We start from the raw sequence: 17,994 nt of genomic DNA, 5'->3' as shown, positions 1-17,994 counted from the left end.
TCTCAAGACGCACCCTTCATAAGCGACATAATCCAGCTCGTCATCTGGGTAGTGTCCGCATCCAGCAAATACTTCTCCATTTCAGCCATATTATACAATTCCTGATAGCGTGGAGAAGCGGTTAAATCCCGCTTAGGCGGATTGGATACAAAACGGAATTGACCATCTGTACGCGTCATAAACTCAAGCTCTTCGAAGATGTCCAATACTTTGGATAACATGCGTACTGAACAGGAACACTGTCGGCTAAGAGCAGGCAGCATTGCCTTTTCATCAATAGGCTGTGTTCCCATTCGGGAAAGCACAACGTAAATGCGCTTGAACAGTTCTCTGTCGGGGCTTACGAGTCGACCGCCACGCTCACTGACCGAATGAAGGAGAAATACGTTCTCTACATTCTCAAAGGTAGACCATAATGCCTGAAACTGATCCGGTGTATCCGGCGGCTCCAGTACGAACAGCGACTTTACAGAGTGCTGTGCATCTCTTTGACCATCACTGGGAATAACGCTGCCATCTTTATCGTATAACCAAAAGGATTCAGCGTCCACGGAGCTCGATGGACGAAGTCTGGATGACGGATGAATCAACACCGCAACGTCTTTCTTTCTTTCCTCAATACGTGGATGAAAAATCTTCAGTCCCCGCTCTAATTCGGCAAAAGGGTCCGACACTCCACGATAATCAAAAATTTGTGGCGCCTGCACTCGAATGTCCTGCATCATTAGTTGGAGAGACCTTTTACCGTTCCATTCGTTAATTGACAATTCACCCAGCAGATCTATCTCCGTTTGTTGCTGTAAAAAATCAGCCAAATCGCCACGACGGAAAGCAATCGCGTCCAGCGATAAACCGTTCTGCTCCAGCAGGAGCTTCACATGATTTTTCTCACGTCCCATTTTACGAGCCTCGCGCAATTGCAGACCCTGTAATACGAATCGTGGAGAAGGATTCCCCATACCAAAAGGCTGAAGCAATTCCAGTTCTTCAACCACTTGCAAAGATACCTCGTCCAGACGACAGACCATATCAGCTTCAGCTACAGGAATGAGATCTTCTGGTGTCAGAATGGAACCCGCATAGCGGTTCAGCTGCTCTTCAAACAATTTCAGATTGTCACGGGACAGCGTCATACCCGCAGCCGAAGGATGACCACCAAAATGCTCCATAAGCTCATGGCTGTCCGTAAGAGCACTGTAAATATCCAATGCAGGAATAGACCGGGCAGAACCTTTGCACGTGCCTGTCTCAGCATCTATACCAAGAATAATGGTCGGTCGATAATAGCGATCCAATAGCTTGGATGCCACAATTCCGACAACGCCGACATTCCAGCCTTCACCAGCCAACACAATAACTGACGGTAGCTTGCCTCCATTCAGTTTGGATGCTAATTGTTGCTCGGCTTGCTCCACAATACGTTCGACCACCTGTTGACGCTCACGATTGAGCAGGTCCAGCGCATGCGCAAGTTGGTCTGCTTCTTCCTCTTTTTCTGTCGTCAGCAGAGAAACTGCTCGTCCCGCATGATCCAGGCGCCCGCTGGCATTAATCCGCGGAGCCAATGCAAATGCGATGTTGACTGAAGTCACTGTAGATATATCCACACCCGCTACATGGAGCAACGCACGGATACCCGGAAATGCAGAGTTTCTCATGGATTGAATCCCTCTGCGTACCATCGTTCGATTTTCACCATGTAGTGGCATCAGATCGGCTACCGTGCCGATAGCGGCGATTTCAAACCATTCCTCTGGCACCTCACCCAACAGCGCCTGAGCGAGCTTCAGGGCAACACCAACACCTGCAAGACCTTTAAATGGGTATGGGCAACCGGGTAGCTTCGGATTAATCAAAGTATATGCCTCAGGAAGTACAGCAGGCGGCTCATGATGATCCGTCACAATAACATCTATCCCCAAGGAAGTTGCATAAGCAATTTGCTCGACTGCACTAATTCCCGTATCTACCGTAATGACCAGTGTAACTCCCTGCTGATGAGCCCAATCAAGGGCATGGTTATGCAGACCATATCCCTCATTAGAACGATGGGGAATATAAATATCATAAGAAGCCTTCAGAAAACGCATGAGCTGAATCATCAATGATGTACTGGATACGCCGTCTGCATCATAATCGCCATAGATTAATATATGCTCGCCACGTTCCAGAGCCTGGCGAATTCTCGGCACGGCCTCTTTCATACCAAGAAGCAGATAAGGGTCGTGTACATCGTCCACACTTCCGTACAAAAAGCGGTTTGCTTCCCCGGCGGTAGTGACGCCCCGGTTCACTAAAAGCCGGGACAACAATGGTGAAATCCCCAGCTCTTCTGTCAACAGCTGAGCCGCTTCCAGGTTAGCCTCTGGGGTCTTCCATCTGTACTGCGAATGAAGCAATCCTGTTCACCTTTCTTTCATAGTCGTCCTACTCTATTGAAGTAACGACGACACATCATTATCTGGCAGTTCATGATTGGATTTGTAAGGATACCCGGCTTGATAAGAAATGAACTGCATTTGTACATGGGTCACCTGTGGAAAACGGGCTAACAGTAGATTTTTGGCTCGATCGGCGATTTCCTGCGCTTCCTGTACCGTAATCCGCGGGTTCACACTTATCGTTACATCCACTGTTATGAAATGGCCTGTTTCCTGGGCATGTAAGTGCTCAACCGTTACAATACCATACACCCGTTGAATCGTCTCCATAAAGCGTCGGGAGTCTTCCTCCTGCAAGGGCTGTGCAGGAACCTGGTAAGCGGTATTCATTACCATCAAATATCCTTTGCGCAGCACCAGACAGGCTACCAGCAAAGCTGCGGTTGGATCAAGATATAATAATGCAGGCCATTCCATTGCTTCGCCAGTCATTGCACCGATCATGCCGATCAATGCAATCAACGATGCATACAGCGAGTAACGTTCATGGTTAGCGTACCGATCTGCTTCCGCTTTATGACCATGTTTAATCGAATAGCGATATTGAAACTGAAATAACGCCTCTCTCAACACCAACGCAATAAATACGGTAATTAATGCATACAAACCGGGAGCCTGCGGTTCCGAACTGCTTAATGAACGAACCGCCGAGATAGCTAGCTGAAGACCACTCATCAGCACTAAAATAGCCAGCACCACAGATATGACCGTCCGAACTTTTTCACCGTTCCGCAACCGTGCCAGCATTCCGTGCCCTGTAGCACCCTTGGAAAACAGAAGCTCCTGCAAACGGGAAGCACTATCCGCAGCCGTGTGCAGTGCATCCCCCAACAACGCCTTGCTGTTTGCCGCATAACCGACGGTTCCCTTTAGAACAGCCAGCGCGAGATTGCCTACAATCCCGCTCAACGCCGCAGTTTCCAATGATCGGCTGCGTTCGCTATTCACAACGTTTCCCCCTCAATCCTGAACTAACCCTTTCCTAATAAAGCTCCATTCTAAAATAACCAAATTTCTTAAAACCAAAAACCATTCACATTAAGTGTCCACTATTGTGCCCTTACTCAAGGTAAATCTCAAAACCTTAGAAAACCGCGCCCAAGCAGACGCGGCTTTCTCTTTAATTTATACTACTGGTATTTACGTAACTTAAGACTTTGCAGTTTTGACCGCGCCCCCGCCAGCTGTCGGAGATTTTTGTTTTCCTTTCAAAGCCACCCACAGCGGACTGGCAATGAAAATGGAGGAATAAGCACCAAACAACAAACCAATAACCATCGCAAGTGAGAACATACGGATCGATTCGCCGCCAAATATGAACAAACATAAGGAAGCAATAAACACCGTAAACACAGTTGCAAGTGAACGAGTCATCGTCTGCGCAATACTGTGATCAACTACCTGCTCTAAGTCGTCCCTGGACTTCTTCTTCGCAAATCGTAGATTTTCCCGAATACGGTCAAAAATAACGACAGTGTCATTAATGGAGAAACCGACAATCGTCAGAATTGCCGTAATAAAGGTCAAATCCACCTCAAGACGGAAAATCGAGAAAATACTGATGACGAGGAAGGCATCATGCAACAACGAAACAATTGCTGCAACGGCAAACCGCCATTCAAAACGGATTGAGATATAAATAGCGATAGCCACAGAAGCCAATAAAATCGCCCATAACGCATTTCGTTCTAGTTCTTGCGCCATTTCCGTATCCACTGTATTAACCTCAAAGGAAGCCTTCGGATCCAGCTGTTTGTTAAAAGAAATCTTAAAGTCATTCACTTGCTGATCCGTCAAAACCTGTGAAAAGCGAATGCCGAAACGCTCTTTACCCGGTGTATAATCCACCTCTTTGCCGATCCCCTGCTTATCCAGCAAAGTTTGAATCTGTTCCTGTGTAACAACTTTAGTCAAATTGACATCCACATTGGAACCGGAACGAAAGTCTACTCCGTAATTCAAGCCAAATATCGACAAACTCAGAATACCAAGCAGTGTGATAATAATCGAGAACGTGTAAAACCACTTGCTCATCTTGATATATTTCAAGTTCCAATTAAAGCGCACTGATATCACTCTCCTTCACACCAAAATACTTTGGCTTCTTCACAACATCCGCTTTAACCAGCAGATTGAGTAAGAAGCGGGAGAAGAAGATATTCGTCAAAATACTGGTGACAATATCAACGATGAGCACCAAAGCGAATCCTCGAACGGAGCCTGTTCCCAGACCAAACATAACCGCTGCCGCTATAATAGTCGTAACATTGGCATCCATAACGGTACGGAACGAAGCCTTACTACCTGCAATGACAGAAGAACGAATCGTTTTGCCTGACTTGATTTCTTCTTTAATCCGTTCATACGTAATGATATTGGCATCTACCGCCATCCCGATCCCGAGCACGAAGGCTGCAATACCCGGAAGCGTAAGCACGAATCCACCCAAATAAAAGATGGCAAGCACCACCCAGGTATGAACGATAAGACAGAAACTGGCGACTAATCCCGGTACACGGAACATCGCAATCATAAATACCAGAATAATGATCGAGCCGATCAATCCAGCACGAATCGTCTGATCCAGTGACAATTGACCCAGCGTAGCACCTACACTCTGAGAATATTTTTCCGTCAGTTTGAGCGGAAGGGCACCCAGATTAATCGTATCCGCCAGTTTATTCGCTTCATCACGAGTGTAGCTACCTGTGATTGACGCGCTACCGTCCGTTAATTCCCCACGTACTGTAGGTGCAGACAGCAATTCCTGATCGAGGAAAATAGCCAATTCTTTATTCAGAAGTCGCTTTGTGATTTCTGCAAATTTAGCTTTGTCCTTCACTTTGATACTAATCTCAGGTTGGTTCAGCTGATCATAGCCGACAACAGCGCCATTCTCCACAAAATCATTACCGCGGAGCTCAATTTTGCTGTATTGGCCTGGCTTTTTAGCATCCGCTGCCGTTGCACTGCGGAAGGTCAACTCGGCAGGCTTTTTCAGCATAGAGCGGACTTCTGCTTCATTAGAGACACCAGCAAGCCGCACACGAATACGGTTGGTACCCTCTGTTGTTACTTCCGGCTCAGTTGTACCAAGCGCGTTTATCCGTCTCTCCAGACTTTGAGCTGTTTGTATAAGAGACTGGCTGGTTACACTCTGCCCGGCTTCCAAAGGCTGGGCTTCATATAAAATTTCAAAGCCTCCCTTTAAATCGAGGCCTAATTTTAAACTGTTCAGTAGGCCCGGGCTTGTCCCGATCATAACACCAGTAGTTATGAGCACGACCACGATGAAACTTAGAATTCTCTTCATTCCGTCCCATGTTCCCCTTTCATTCTCAATATTCCTATTATAGCTACCCCTCAAAAAGCAGTCAATTTGAACGCAAAAAAAGACCCCCTTCTATTCGAAAGTGGAGCCCCGTAATGCGGACATCGTCAAATAGTTCATAAAGCTCGTCGCTTTAAGGGAAAGAATATCATTAACGAGCTTGTGCAGCGGAGGGATACCCTCCTTTTCATATTTATGGCTGACGCAATTCCACACGTCCTTACTTGTGACATGCTCATAGCCTACGAGAATCAACTCGTCCGCCTTACTTTGACAGAGCATCTCAATTGCGTCATCCCAATCCTGCTCATCCAGCTCTTCCATACCCACGATGGCCGTTCCTCCTCCCAGCGACTACCGGTTCCGCAGATCAGCAATTAGCGGGGTTATTGACTGCTTTGTAGAACATTTCTGTCCTGATCCTGGAAAACCCTTCTTTTCGTTGAAAATAGCCTTAAATCAACAATATATGCATTCATTTCGCTCGTCAATAGCAGAATTCACCACTCGCCCTCTTGTTGTCTAAATCACTTTGTTTCTGAACGGAAAAGCTTGTCATGAACATGGACAGGTCCAGCATATCTTCTAAAGTAATGCATAGACGCAGAATTACATTTTGGGAAGAGGGAGTTGCGATTGAAAAAGCAGACTTTCATCCATGGAGCAATCATTTTATTGGCAGCGGGAGTTATTAACCGGATACTTGGTTTTATTCCCCGAATCGCACTCCCGCGTATCATCGGCCCCGAAGGAGTTGGCTTATACCAACAGGGGTATCCCTTTTTTATCGTTCTGGTGACGCTTATTACAGGGGGGATCCCTCTTGCGGTAGCCAAGCTTGTAGCCGAAGCTGAAACGGCTGGACAGCCCGAAATGTCGCGGCGTATTTTGCACACCAGCCTGCGCTTCACCATTACACTCAGTCTGATCGCCATGGTGCTCTGTCTTGTGTTCGCGCCTTGGATCACAAGCCATCTCCTGACCGACAGTCGCGTGTATTATACATTTGTGAGCATGAGCCCAATGATTGTCATTGTAGCTGTTTCTTCAGCTTATAGGGGCTATTTTCAGGGAAAGCAAAATATGATCCCTTCCGCCAGCTCCTCCATTGCGGAGACCGTTATACGCATTTTTTGCGTCATTTGGTTTGCTTACTTGTTACTTCCCCATGGGGTAGACTACGCTGCTGCAGGTGCCATGCTCGGTGCTCTGGCGGGCGAATTCATTGGCATGATTGTACTGCTATGGCAATACGTGTGTAACCAGCGAAAAGATCGCATCCTTCAGCCAAAGTCGCCTGTCCCCTCCTCTGAAGTTCATCCCGAGCAATCATCCGTTTTGTCACGTCTTATGTCTATATCCGTTCCCGTTACTGCTGGAAGGCTTGTCGGTTCCTTATCCTATTTGCTCGAATCTATCTTGTGCATGCGTAGCCTTGCCGTAGCAGGCATTGCAACTGGCGTGGCAACCGCACAATATGGAGCCATGCAGGGCATGGTCATTCCTGTGTTATTACTACCTGGGGTTCTAACCAGTTCGCTAGCAGTTTCACTCGTTCCTTCGTTATCCGAAGCAGCAGCTAAGGGGCATATTACAGCCATTCACAAACGTCTACATCAATCGCTTCGGCTCGCTTTGGTTGCAGGAGCCCCATTTGCCGTTATCATGTATGTATTGGCAGAACCTCTGTGTCTGCTACTCTACAATAATGGCGATATTGCGGGCATGCTTAAGCTCATGGCACCTTTTGCTCTTTTTATGTACATTCAGGCCCCGCTTCAGGCAGCACTTCAGGCATTAGACCGTCCTGGAAGTGCCTTATTAAATACCTTTATCGGAGCCGTTATCAAAATTGTACTGATCGTCTGGCTTGCTTCCCAACCTCAGTATGGTATCTATGGAGCTGTCATCGCCATTTGTATTAACAGTGCCATTGTTACTCTCCTTCACGGCTTCAGTGTCAGCAGACTGCTTCGCTTCCGCGTACGTTTGCTCGATTTCTGGAAGACCGGGATAGGCATGATCATCATGGCAGCAGCAGTATTATATACCTACAGACATCTAACGATGTTCAACCAAATGTGGCTACAGTTTATTTTTGCCGCAGGATTGGGAATTATACTGTACCTTTTCCTAATGACCTTGATCAAAATGATTGATTGGGACAACCTTACACGCATTCCAATCCTGAGAAGATGGTTTAAAGCATAAAAAACCTAATCTGAAGATTTTCCATAGGCCGGTGGTGTAATGTACACATCACCTCTATGGTTAACCGAGCATAAAAAAACATCCTTAAAATCTTTGTGTCCCTTCGCTTGAATTTGATTTTTAAGCCAAAAACGGTTCATATCCATCCGTTCCAAATTTCTATCCAGCACTTTGCCATCCATGATTAATGGAATAGGCAGTCCCTCATATCTAAACTTTCCACCGATTTGTGGAGAAGGATGGACTTTATTCACCTGTTGCTCTTTGCTTGTCAAATCTGTTCCGTTTAATTCCTGCTTCATTTTTTCGTGTTCCACTCCATCATTATCATCCTTACCTATAACCGTTAGCTTACCTGTCGTTTCCAAAATAACATATTCAACTTCGTCCAGACTTTCTATATTTTGTTCGCGAAGTTGTAACAGCAAGTCATCTAAGTTATAACGTTGTTTTACCATTTCATCCTTGTTTAATTGTCCATTAGAGTACAATACACTGGGCCTACCATCAAATAGTAAGCGCAGTCGCCGACTTTTCAGACTGAAAAATGAAATACCTATTTGCAAAATTAACAGCACTCCTAAAGGAATCAACCCTTCATAAAGTGGACGTTTTATATCCTCCAGGCTGAATACAGCAATTTCTGCAATCATAATGGATATGACGAGATCGAAAACAGACAATTTGCCGATCTCCCTTTTACCCATCAAGCGCATCACCAGATATACAATAAAATACATGAGCAGCGTCCGAAAAATATGAGCAAAAATATCGTGACTCAATATGTTCGCCTCCTCCCCTGTACTTGCAATAAGACATGAGTCGTTCATTGTACACGTATTCTGACCGTTCCTCACTTGGCTCATACAAAAAACAAAAGGCTAAATTATTGAAATAAAGAGAAAGACTGCTTGCGACTTGGTACTAAGCCGGGAGGCTTGGCCATAGAATGATAATAGTTCAAACCTTGGTACAGGAGGAATTATCAATGGAGCTCATTCGCCGCTGGTGTTCGTTTCGTCTGGCCCATCCCATTTTATCCGGTTTATTTTATGCTTTTGCATGGATGCTGCTTGGCGCATTGATTCTTTCATTACTCTTGTGGCTGACACAGATGCAGGAACAGGACTTATCATTGTATACGTACATCGTCCATGCATTCGCCATGCTATCTGGCGGCTTCGTCGCCGGTAAAAGATCCACAAACAAAGGCTGGTATCAAGGCGGTATTACAGGCATCCTGTATGGACTAATCGTTCTTCTGGTCGGTTTTCTGGCATTGGATGCGGGCATGAACGGCAAGGACCTGTTACACTTAGGTTTCGCGTTTGTCATAGGCGCAGGTGGTGGGATGTTTGGCATTAATCTCAACAAGTAATCAAAATGTTTGTATCCATGTAATAAAACAACACAAAAAAACCGAGCCTCCTCAAAGGCTCGGTTTTTGCATAACGGTCACCAGCATTTTACGATTTGGAAACAACTTCCTCAGATGCCGTATCTTTTGCAATCGCGTTGCTGATTGCACTGCGGTCAAAGGTCAGCTTCGTGACATCATTCACACGCAAAACTACTACATCATCCGTAATCTCCATAATTGTACCGTGAAGACCTCCGATTGTAATTACTTTATCTCCCTTTTTCAAAGCTTGAAGCATCGTTTGACGCTGCTTTTGTTTTTTCTGATTCGGGCGAATCAGCAAGAAATAGAAGATTACAAACATCAGAGCCAGTGGCCAGATCATTTGGAAAAGTCCGCCAGTTCCACCGGGTGCAGTAGCGGCTGTAGCAAAATGAAACATGTTAAATCCCCCTTTCGTATACTCTCCCTAAAACTTAAAAGCCTTTATCATTATCATGAAGACCGTACTGCTCAAAAAATTCATCTCGGAAATCAAGCAGCCTGTCATCCATAATCGCTTGTCTGACATTACGCATCAATTGTATTAAGAAATGCAAGTTATGATACGTTGTCAGTCGGAGCCCGAAGGTTTCATCCGCTTTAATCAAATGTCGCAAGTAAGCACGTGAATAATTGCGACAGGTATAACAATCACAAGCGGGATCGAGCGGGCCAAAATCACTTGCATATTGGGCATTGCGAACGACAAGACGACCTTGGCTGGTCATCGTTGTCCCGTTGCGAGCAATTCGGGTTGGAAGTACACAATCGAACATATCCACACCACGGATAGAGCCTTCAATCAAAGCATCAGGCGAACCCACGCCCATCAAATAACGTGGCTTGTTGGTGGGAAGCAGAGGAACCGTATAATCGAGCACTTCATACATCAAATGTTTCGGTTCACCTACGCTCAGTCCACCAATAGCATACCCCGGGAAATCCATGGAAGTCAAATCCGCAGCGCTTTGCTTGCGCAGATCTTCATGCATGCCTCCCTGAACAATGGCAAACAGACCTTGATCATGAGGACGCGCGTGTGCCTCTAGACAACGCTCAGCCCAACGGCTGGTGCGTTCCAGTGACTTTTTCACATACTCATATTCAGCCGGAAACGGCGGGCATTCATCGAAGGCCATCATAATATCTGAGCCAAGCGAGTTTTGAATTTCCATCGCCACTTCTGGTGAAAGAAACTTCTTATCTCCATTTAAATGAGAGCGGAAATGAACACCCTCCTCTGAAATTTTACGCATTTCACTTAAAGAAAACACCTGGAATCCGCCGCTGTCTGTTAAAATAGGGCGATCCCAATTCATAAACTTGTGCAGTCCACCCGCTTCACGAATAATATCGTGTCCGGGACGAAGAAACAAATGGTACGTGTTACTCAAAATAATTTGAGCATCCATCGCTTTCAGTTCCTCAGGACTCATCGTTTTAACAGTCGCTTGAGTTCCCACCGGCATAAAGGTTGGTGTCTCAATAACTCCGTGAGGTGTGTGTACACGCCCGAGACGAGCTCCCGATTGCTTGCAGGTTTTAATATGTTCGTATCTTATTGCTGGTGCCATATTTTCTCTACCATCCTTAATTAATAAATGAACATTGCGTCCCCGAAGCTGAAGAACCGATATTGTCGGTCAATCGCCTCCTGGTAAGCATGCATAATATTCTCCCTGCCCGCCAGTGCGCTGACCAGCATAACCAAGGTGGATTTAGGCAAATGGAAATTCGTAATCATCGCATCCACCACACGGAATTCGTAGCCTGGATAAATAAAAATCTGTGTCCAGCCACTGCTGGCCTGCAGCACTCCATCTGCGAATGTATTGCCCACCGTCTCTAGCGTTCGACAACTGGTTGTTCCCACTGCCACGATTCTCCCACCGCGGGCCTTGGTTGCATTAAGTACATCTGCCGTTTCCTGTGATAATGAATAATACTCTTCGTGCATGACATGCTCTTCAATCGTATCCACAGACATCGGTCTGAACGTCCCTAAGCCAACATGAAGTGTGATAAAGGCAACGGTAACGCCCTTCTTTTTAATCTGGTCCAGCAATTCTTCTGTAAAATGCAGCCCTGCCGTTGGAGCCGCAGCCGAACCTTCATGTCGAGCATAAACGGTCTGATAACGCTCGCGATCATCCAGTTGTTCCTTGATATACGGCGGAAGCGGCATCTGCCCCAGACGGTCCAAGATCTCCTGAAAAATACCGTCATATGAAAATGAAAGCACCCTTCCGCCCATATCTCCTTCTTCCTCAATTACTGCTTTCAGCTCATCACCGAAAACAATAACAGCACCCTTTTTTAGCTTTTTACCGGGTTTCACCAATGCTTCCCATCGGTCCCCTTGCAGTTGCTTAAGCAACAAAACCTCAGCCTTAGCTCCCGTGTCTTCCTTGATGCCAAACAAGCGTGCAGGAATCACTCTCGTATCGTTTAATACCAGCGTATCCCCTGGTTGGAGATACTGCACAATATCCGAAAACGTATGATGACCCACTTCACCGTTATTTTTGTTTAACGTCAGTAATCTGGAAGCGCTCCGATCAAGCAAAGGTGTCTGTGCAATTAATGTTTCAGGCAGTTCAAAATCGTAGTCGTTTACATTCATATACTGGTCAGTCCTTAACTATATCCACATTTTTGTAATAGTGTTGCAAAATTTTCTTGTAATCATACCCCTGCTCGGCCAAACCGTTGGCACCCCATTGGGATAAGCCCAAACCATGACCATTTCCTTTACCTGTAAAAATAAAGCTTTGTGTTTTGTCAATGACTCGTGCATGACGATCTTCATTCATGACGATCACCCCGTTACCACTTGAAGTACTGCTGCCAGATGCGGACAGGATTTGAGTGCCTTGTGTACCACTTACATGAGAAGTAGCCCCATCAGCGCCTAATACAGTATAACTTCCGGTACTCGCAATATCAAACAGTGTGCTCGGGAGTCCGCCCATTGCTGAGCGAAACATATCCGGATATTTCACTTTCAAAGAGGATCCGTTCGCTTCAACCTCCAACACTCGCCCTGATGGACCACGTTTGGTGACATCGAGGTGATTAATAGAGGAAGGCACTGTGCCCGTTACTTTCCCTTGCAGGGATTTAGCAAGCTGAGCTGACGTAAAGGGCCCCCGCACCCATGCATAGTCTCCGGACTGAGGCACCTTTTCTAATACAATGATCTCTTCGCCCGGCTGCGCCTTGGCTATTGGTGTAACCGTCGATTGAATTTGGGGAATAGGACGCACATTTGTATTTTCCGCAGTGACGGTGATTTTGTCTAACCCCGCTTCTGTGACACCCTCCAGTTCCTTAGCATTATCCTCACGAATATACCCTGTCTTGCCACTGGAGAGAAGTACATGATACCACTCCTGTGCTCCTTTTTGCGCCGAAGTATCTCCCGAGCTGTCTACGCTGGCAAAGGCTTCGCCACCACTGTTCCACACCTCGGAAGCATCTGCTGTCACACCGCCCGCATTAGATGAAAATACAGCTTCGACCACTTTGCCGCCACTTTTAATGACTTCACCAGCTGTTGCATCTACAGCCTCATTGACATTGGCATGTTCCGAGCTCTTACCGTTGTAAGCCTGGCTTAACGTGCCATCTACTACATTGCCGATCTGAAACCGATTGCCTTGGGCAAGCGCGTAGCTACGAGCCGCTACCGCTTGAGCCTTGAGCGCTTCATCTGGCCATGAGGAATAGACCTCTGCTCCTACCACGGAATACAAATACTGCTCCAGAGGAACTTCATTCACAAGCGCCAGCTGGCCTGACGTCATGGCAATCTCCATCTCGCCGCGATATGTACGCTGTGATCTCTCCATCACTTGTATTCCATCATTACCGCCGTTGACAATTACCTTGCTATGATCAGAACCACTTAGCATGTAATGAGACATCACCTGCGAGCCAGTCGTGACTCCTGCTTCCTGTCTTATAATGAGGCCGGTTTGAGTAGCATTAACTTTAGACAGCGTGAGTCTCGGCTGCTTGCTCTCCAGCTCTGTTTTCAAAGCCGACAGCTTGCTGTCATTACTTTCTTCTCCAACCCATACAGCATACTGGCCTCTTGATTGAATTACAGTAAAAGCATCAAAGCCTGCCGCAGCAATTGTCGTTCGAACGAGATTAGCTTCCTGCTCGCTTCCGTAGCTTCCTGTGGACCAATGCTTGTTTCCCTTAACTTCGGCCTGCGCTCCGGTTGCGGAGGAAATCCGCTGTACAGCAGCCTGCGCAGACTGCTCACTAGCATATATTCCCGCGTACACTTGATACACTGAGCTACCATTTTTTGAACCGATAAAAACCGTAGGTTTATCATTAGTCTTTTGCAGGGCTTGGGCCGCTTTTATTGCCGCTGCTTCATTTCCTTCAAGTACCTTCACCCGATAGCTGTCTACACTAAAACGAGCCGTACTGTCTGGTAGTCCCATCCAAGTTTGAAAACTGCCCCCACTGTTCTGTCCAACACTCAGACCTCCTGATGATTTCAAGGTTACAGCGGGGACTGTCGCTTTATATTTGCTACCTAGATCCGCAAAAATCACTACACGAATATCCTCTTGGGCGGCAGCAGCGTGAACGCCCGAAGACCAAGGTATGCACACTGTAGCTAATACCATAATCGCTGCTGCTCGTTTGGCCCGGCCCATCCATGCACCGAAAATACTTTTTCGGTTAAATGCTTCTCCACTCATTTCTGGCTCCCCCAATCTAGCTGTCTAGCACTTATATTGCGTAATTTATCGGGATCTCGACCCTTGTCCATCCCTTTAAATACATCGGCGGAATAAACCAAAATATGAACCCGCTCGAATCTTACTTACACTCTCACTTCCCTCAATCATCCGTCAGCCAATATCGTATTCACCATAATTGCGTGTAATCATGCAATGATTTTTTGAAAAGCATCATGTTTCCTACTCACCGTGGATCCGTTGGCAGTGGGATTCCAAGGTGGCCATATGCCGCCGGAGTCACTGTTCGTCCCCGAGGTGTTCTTTGTAAAAGGCCAATTTGTAACAAATAGGGCTCGTACACATCCTCAATTGTCTGACTCTCCTCACCAATAGTTGCAGCAATGGTGTCCAATCCTACAGGCCCGCCCCGGAATGAATGAATCATGGCCTTAAGCATTTTATGATCAATTTCATCCAGTCCGAGTGGATCTATTTGAAGTCTCTTTAGCGCCTCTGCAGCCAACTCAGAATGAATAATACCGTCTCCGGCAACCTGAGCAAAATCACGCACCCTTTTTAACAGTCGGTTAGCAATACGCGGGGTCCCCCGTGAACGCAATGCGATTTCCTCCGCCGCATCCCCAACAATCTCAATCTCCATAATATCCGCATTCCTGGACACGATGTAAGCCAGCTCGTCTGTCGTATAAAACTCTAATCGACTAATAACACCAAACCGGTCACGCAATGGCGCAGAGAGCAGCCCAGCGCGCGTAGTGGCCCCTATAAGGGTAAAGGGTGGCAAATCCAGACGGACCGAACGTGCACTCGGGCCTTTACCAATCATAATGTCCAGCGCAAAATCCTCCATCGCCGGATACATGACTTCTTCCACCGTACGATGAAGGCGATGAATCTCATCAATGAACAAAACATCACCCTCTTGAAGATTGGTCAGCAATGCTGCCAAATCTCCCGGTCTTTCAATTGCAGGACCTGAAGTCGTACGCAAATTAACCCCCAACTCATTGGCGATAATGTTAGCAAGAGTTGTTTTACCCAACCCAGGCGGTCCGTACAACAGTACATGGTCCAACGCTTCTTTACGCATTTTGGCCGCTTCAATATATACTTTCAGATTTTCCTTAACCTGATTTTGCCCGATATATTCATTTAGATAACGGGGGCGAAGGCTTAGCTCCGCCGTCTGGTCTTCCATCATCAAATTGGCGGAAATAATCCGGTCATCCATGTTCCATCGCTCCTCTTTTCACCAGACATTTGTTAGCGGACATCATCGTCCTATCCGGCAAACAACAGTTGCAAAGCCCGCTTCATCAAAATATCGGCAGATTCATCAGGTTTCGCATCTTTCTTCATTCTGCTCCATACCTTATCCAACTCAGCATCAGTGTAACCGAGCGCCTTGAGCGCCTCACGGGCCTCGCCCCAATATGAACCTTCGCCATCTTCTACGACAGGCTCAGCAAACAATCCGGTTGCCATCCCCAACGAGCCAATACCGTCCAGCTTGTCTTTCAAATCCAGAATCATACGTTGTGCCGTCTTTTTACCGATCCCCGGTAACTTGGTGAGAAATGTGATATTCTCCTGATAAATCGCCGTTACCACATGAGCAGGCGTACCGCCTCCCAAAATACCAAGCGCAACACGCGGTCCAATACCAGATACATCAATCAGTTTACGGAAAAGCTGCTGCTCCTCACGGGTCGCAAAACCGAACAGTAAAATAGCATCTTCCCTTACATGATGGTGAATGTAAATAACCACTGGACCTTCAGTTTTGGCGAACGCGTAAGGATTCGGACAAAATACCCTATACCCTACACCCTGCACATCTAAAACAACATATTCATTTTCCAAATGGGCCACAGAACCACGCAAGAAATCTATCATTTTCGCAATACCTCATTTAATTTTGAATTTAGTCCATAGGAGTGCGCATGACAAATAGCCACCGCCAAAGCATCCGCTACATCGTCCGGTTTGGGCACAACTTGAAGCTTTAGGAACATTCTAACCATTTCTTGTACCTGTTTCTTCTCAGCCTTACCATACCCTACAATAGCCTGCTTTACCTGCATCGGTGTGTATTCACCTATAGGCAAATTACGTTGTTTTGCAGCTAGTACCAGCACCCCACGTGCCTGACTTACAGACATAGCGGTTGTAACGTTGCGATTAAAAAAGAGCTTTTCCAGTGCTACCGCATCAGGCTTATATTTATCTATTAATTGCAACATGCCTTCATACACATGAAGCAGCCTTTCTTCTTCCGGTGTATGAGCCTCAGTCTGGATACAGCCATACTGCACAGGAACCACCTTGCTGCCAATCTTGTCTACAAATCCGAAGCCCACAATGGCAATACCCGGATCAATTCCTAAAAAACGCAAAAAAATCTCTCCCCTATCACTCAAACATGGCGTACCCAACCAAAAGCCAGCGTTATCCTGAATATAATCATGGTCAAATACCATATAAAGCGAACATATGTGTCGTTCTTTTCATTATAACAAAACTTTGTATCTAATAGAGGAAAAAATTTAAACGTGAGTAAAAACATAAAAAGAGACGCTTCAAGCCTCACCACATGGGCAATGCCTAACGTCTCGTAGTTGTAATCAATAGTGCTGCTTTAATACCCTTTGTGTTCGCTCCAGGGCAAAGTCACTAAAAGTGGAGATTACACTGTTATACTCATTTATATCCTGTACACGTATTCCCTGCTGAAGTTGTTTATATACCCCTTCTGGCAAGGCCGTCTCCATGGAACCCACATCCAATTGAAAAAAAGTGCGGATAACTTTTTCCTTTTTAGGTAGCCCTTCATACAATGTAAGCTGCCCGTCAGTGCTCAACCCCATGTATCCATGCTCTTTGCATGACTCTGACAAGTCTTCCACCCTACGCTCCAGCCACACCTCTCCTTTGGTATTAAGTCGTCCCTTCCAATCGGGATGTTGCTTCAGTAAGGTCTCTAGCTGCTGTGAACTTAGCGTTCCCAAGGAAAGTGTTTCCGTACCACACACGTAGGTGGTTAATAGACGGGTCTTCCTGCTTATACCGGAAGCACGAATACTTTGCAATAGTTGCATCTGTGAGGAGTGATCTTCAGTTGGACTCAGATGTGAGGCCTCCTCCGAGCTCTCCTCTGCCATGACGGTAGTAGCGAGTGGCTGTGACAACATAGCCTGCAAATAATTCGAAAACAGAATACCCAACCCTGCCAGCAAACAAGCCGCACCAAAAATGCTACATGCCCACACTGTTCTTCTCCACTGTTTCCAGCGCCGTTTCATCTGTTTTTTCCAACTTAATCGCTTCACAGTAATCCCTTCCGTCCCACTTTTTGTGTTAGTGTGACCTGAGGATTACTGATTTATACAAAAAGATATGAATATAAAAAAAAGCCGCTGCTTCCAGCGACTTTCCTTTTGAATCGGGATGACACGATTTGAACATGCGACCCCCTGGTCCCAAACCAGGTGCTCTACCAAGCTGAGCTACATCCCGAAATACATGCCGGTGAGAGGACTCGAACCTCCACGGTTTCCCTCACGATTTTGAGTCGCGCGCGTCTGCCAATTCCGCCACACCGGCTTATGAAGTTAATGGCGCGCCCTGAGAGATTCGAACTCCCGGCCTTTTGATTCGTAGTCAAACGCTCTATCCAGCTGAGCTAAGGGCGCAAATATGGAGCGGACGACGGGAATCGAACCCGCGACCCTCGCCTTGGCAAGGCGATGCTCTACCGCTGAGCCACGTCCGCAATATCATTATATCCATGACATATAAGTTCATGAATGGTGAGCCATGAAGGACTCGAACCTTCGACACCCTGATTAAAAGTCAGGTGCTCTACCAACTGAGCTAATGGCT

Annotated in this window: 16 protein-coding genes and 4 tRNA genes; 2 read left to right on the top strand and 18 right to left on the bottom strand. The window is 46.5% G+C overall.

Going from position 1 to position 17,994, the window contains the following annotated elements; all coding sequences use genetic code 11:
• Positions 1-2: 2 nt before the first annotated feature.
• The 5 genes from recJ to ACUYLD_RS15705 all read right to left on the bottom strand — a co-directional run bounded on the left by recJ (position 3) and on the right by ACUYLD_RS15705 (position 6,102).
• Entirely contained in the window at positions 3-2,399 is a 2,397-nt protein-coding gene (gene recJ, locus ACUYLD_RS15725) for a single-stranded-DNA-specific exonuclease RecJ (RefSeq protein WP_446675463.1), read from the bottom strand.
• 33 nt (positions 2,400-2,432) lie between these two features.
• Complete coding sequence (locus ACUYLD_RS15720) at positions 2,433-3,389, bottom strand: cation diffusion facilitator family transporter (RefSeq protein WP_023989928.1); 957 nt, start codon at positions 3,387-3,389, stop codon at positions 2,433-2,435.
• A gap of 201 nt (positions 3,390-3,590) precedes the next feature.
• Positions 3,591-4,508, bottom strand: a complete 918-nt coding sequence (gene secF / locus ACUYLD_RS15715; protein ID WP_446675462.1) for a protein translocase subunit SecF — start codon at positions 4,506-4,508, stop codon at positions 3,591-3,593.
• On the bottom strand, positions 4,498-5,754 hold the full coding sequence (gene secD / locus ACUYLD_RS15710; RefSeq protein ID WP_061829375.1) for a protein translocase subunit SecD: 1,257 nt from the start codon (positions 5,752-5,754) through the stop codon (positions 4,498-4,500). The genes secF and secD overlap by 11 nt, the downstream gene beginning before the upstream one ends.
• Positions 5,755-5,844: 90 nt before the next feature.
• Positions 5,845-6,102 (bottom strand): post-transcriptional regulator, encoded by a 258-nt coding sequence (locus ACUYLD_RS15705; protein WP_013311570.1) that lies wholly within the window; start codon positions 6,100-6,102, stop codon positions 5,845-5,847.
• A 306-nt stretch (positions 6,103-6,408) separates the two neighbouring features.
• Here ACUYLD_RS15705 and spoVB point away from each other — a divergent pair, with 306 nt between their 5' ends.
• Positions 6,409-7,983 carry a stage V sporulation protein B gene (spoVB, locus tag ACUYLD_RS15700; RefSeq protein WP_440722803.1) on the top strand — a complete coding sequence of 525 codons (1,575 nt, stop codon included), beginning with the start codon at positions 6,409-6,411 and terminating at the stop codon, positions 7,981-7,983.
• Between the two features lie 5 nt (positions 7,984-7,988).
• Here spoVB and ACUYLD_RS15695 read toward each other — a convergent pair whose 3' ends face one another.
• Positions 7,989-8,765 (bottom strand): YetF domain-containing protein, encoded by a 777-nt coding sequence (locus ACUYLD_RS15695; protein ID WP_446675461.1) that lies wholly within the window; start codon positions 8,763-8,765, stop codon positions 7,989-7,991.
• Between the two features lie 206 nt (positions 8,766-8,971).
• On the opposite strand from ACUYLD_RS15695, the gene ACUYLD_RS15690 reads away from it, so the two are divergent.
• Positions 8,972-9,361 carry a TIGR04086 family membrane protein gene (locus tag ACUYLD_RS15690; RefSeq protein WP_061829378.1) on the top strand — a complete coding sequence of 130 codons (390 nt, stop codon included), beginning with the start codon at positions 8,972-8,974 and terminating at the stop codon, positions 9,359-9,361.
• 88 nt (positions 9,362-9,449) lie between these two features.
• On the opposite strand, the gene yajC is transcribed toward ACUYLD_RS15690, so the two are convergent.
• From yajC to ACUYLD_RS15630, 12 genes are all read right to left on the bottom strand, one after another.
• The gene (yajC, locus tag ACUYLD_RS15685) at positions 9,450-9,785 is read right to left on the bottom strand and encodes a preprotein translocase subunit YajC (protein WP_069290201.1); all 336 of its coding nucleotides are present in this window, start codon (positions 9,783-9,785) and stop codon (positions 9,450-9,452) included.
• A gap of 34 nt (positions 9,786-9,819) precedes the next feature.
• Positions 9,820-10,959 carry a tRNA guanosine(34) transglycosylase Tgt gene (tgt, locus tag ACUYLD_RS15680; RefSeq protein WP_039275028.1) on the bottom strand — a complete coding sequence of 380 codons (1,140 nt, stop codon included), beginning with the start codon at positions 10,957-10,959 and terminating at the stop codon, positions 9,820-9,822.
• A 20-nt stretch (positions 10,960-10,979) separates the two neighbouring features.
• Positions 10,980-12,008: a tRNA preQ1(34) S-adenosylmethionine ribosyltransferase-isomerase QueA gene (gene queA, locus ACUYLD_RS15675; RefSeq protein ID WP_061829380.1), complete on the bottom strand. Its 1,029-nt coding sequence runs from the start codon at positions 12,006-12,008 to the stop codon at positions 10,980-10,982.
• 7 nt (positions 12,009-12,015) lie between these two features.
• Entirely contained in the window at positions 12,016-14,109 is a 2,094-nt protein-coding gene (locus tag ACUYLD_RS15670) for a SpoIID/LytB domain-containing protein (RefSeq protein ID WP_446675460.1), read from the bottom strand.
• A gap of 226 nt (positions 14,110-14,335) precedes the next feature.
• On the bottom strand, positions 14,336-15,343 hold the full coding sequence (ruvB, locus tag ACUYLD_RS15665; RefSeq protein ID WP_069290204.1) for a Holliday junction branch migration DNA helicase RuvB: 1,008 nt from the start codon (positions 15,341-15,343) through the stop codon (positions 14,336-14,338).
• Between the two features lie 50 nt (positions 15,344-15,393).
• Positions 15,394-16,008, bottom strand: a complete 615-nt coding sequence (gene ruvA / locus ACUYLD_RS15660; protein WP_446675459.1) for a Holliday junction branch migration protein RuvA — start codon at positions 16,006-16,008, stop codon at positions 15,394-15,396.
• Positions 16,005-16,508, bottom strand: a complete 504-nt coding sequence (gene ruvC / locus ACUYLD_RS15655) for a crossover junction endodeoxyribonuclease RuvC (RefSeq protein ID WP_013311580.1) — start codon at positions 16,506-16,508, stop codon at positions 16,005-16,007. The genes ruvA and ruvC overlap by 4 nt, the downstream gene beginning before the upstream one ends.
• Before the next feature lie 228 nt (positions 16,509-16,736).
• A complete protein-coding gene (locus tag ACUYLD_RS15650) occupies positions 16,737-17,441 on the bottom strand; it encodes a BofC C-terminal domain-containing protein (RefSeq protein ID WP_322173526.1) in 705 nt (234 codons plus the stop codon).
• A gap of 113 nt (positions 17,442-17,554) precedes the next feature.
• Positions 17,555-17,628: transfer RNA gene (locus tag ACUYLD_RS15645), tRNA-Pro, on the bottom strand.
• Positions 17,629-17,635: 7 nt separating this feature from the next.
• Positions 17,636-17,715 (bottom strand) — tRNA-Leu (locus tag ACUYLD_RS15640).
• Between the two features lie 12 nt (positions 17,716-17,727).
• Positions 17,728-17,804 (bottom strand) — tRNA-Arg (locus ACUYLD_RS15635).
• A 5-nt stretch (positions 17,805-17,809) separates the two neighbouring features.
• Positions 17,810-17,884 (bottom strand) — tRNA-Gly (locus tag ACUYLD_RS15630).
• Positions 17,885-17,994: the final 110 nt, after the last annotated feature.

This window comes from Paenibacillus sp. SER-28 (genome assembly GCF_052906305.1).
The sequence above is the reverse complement of the archived record's forward strand: the minus strand, read 5'-3'. Positions and strand labels throughout refer to the sequence as shown.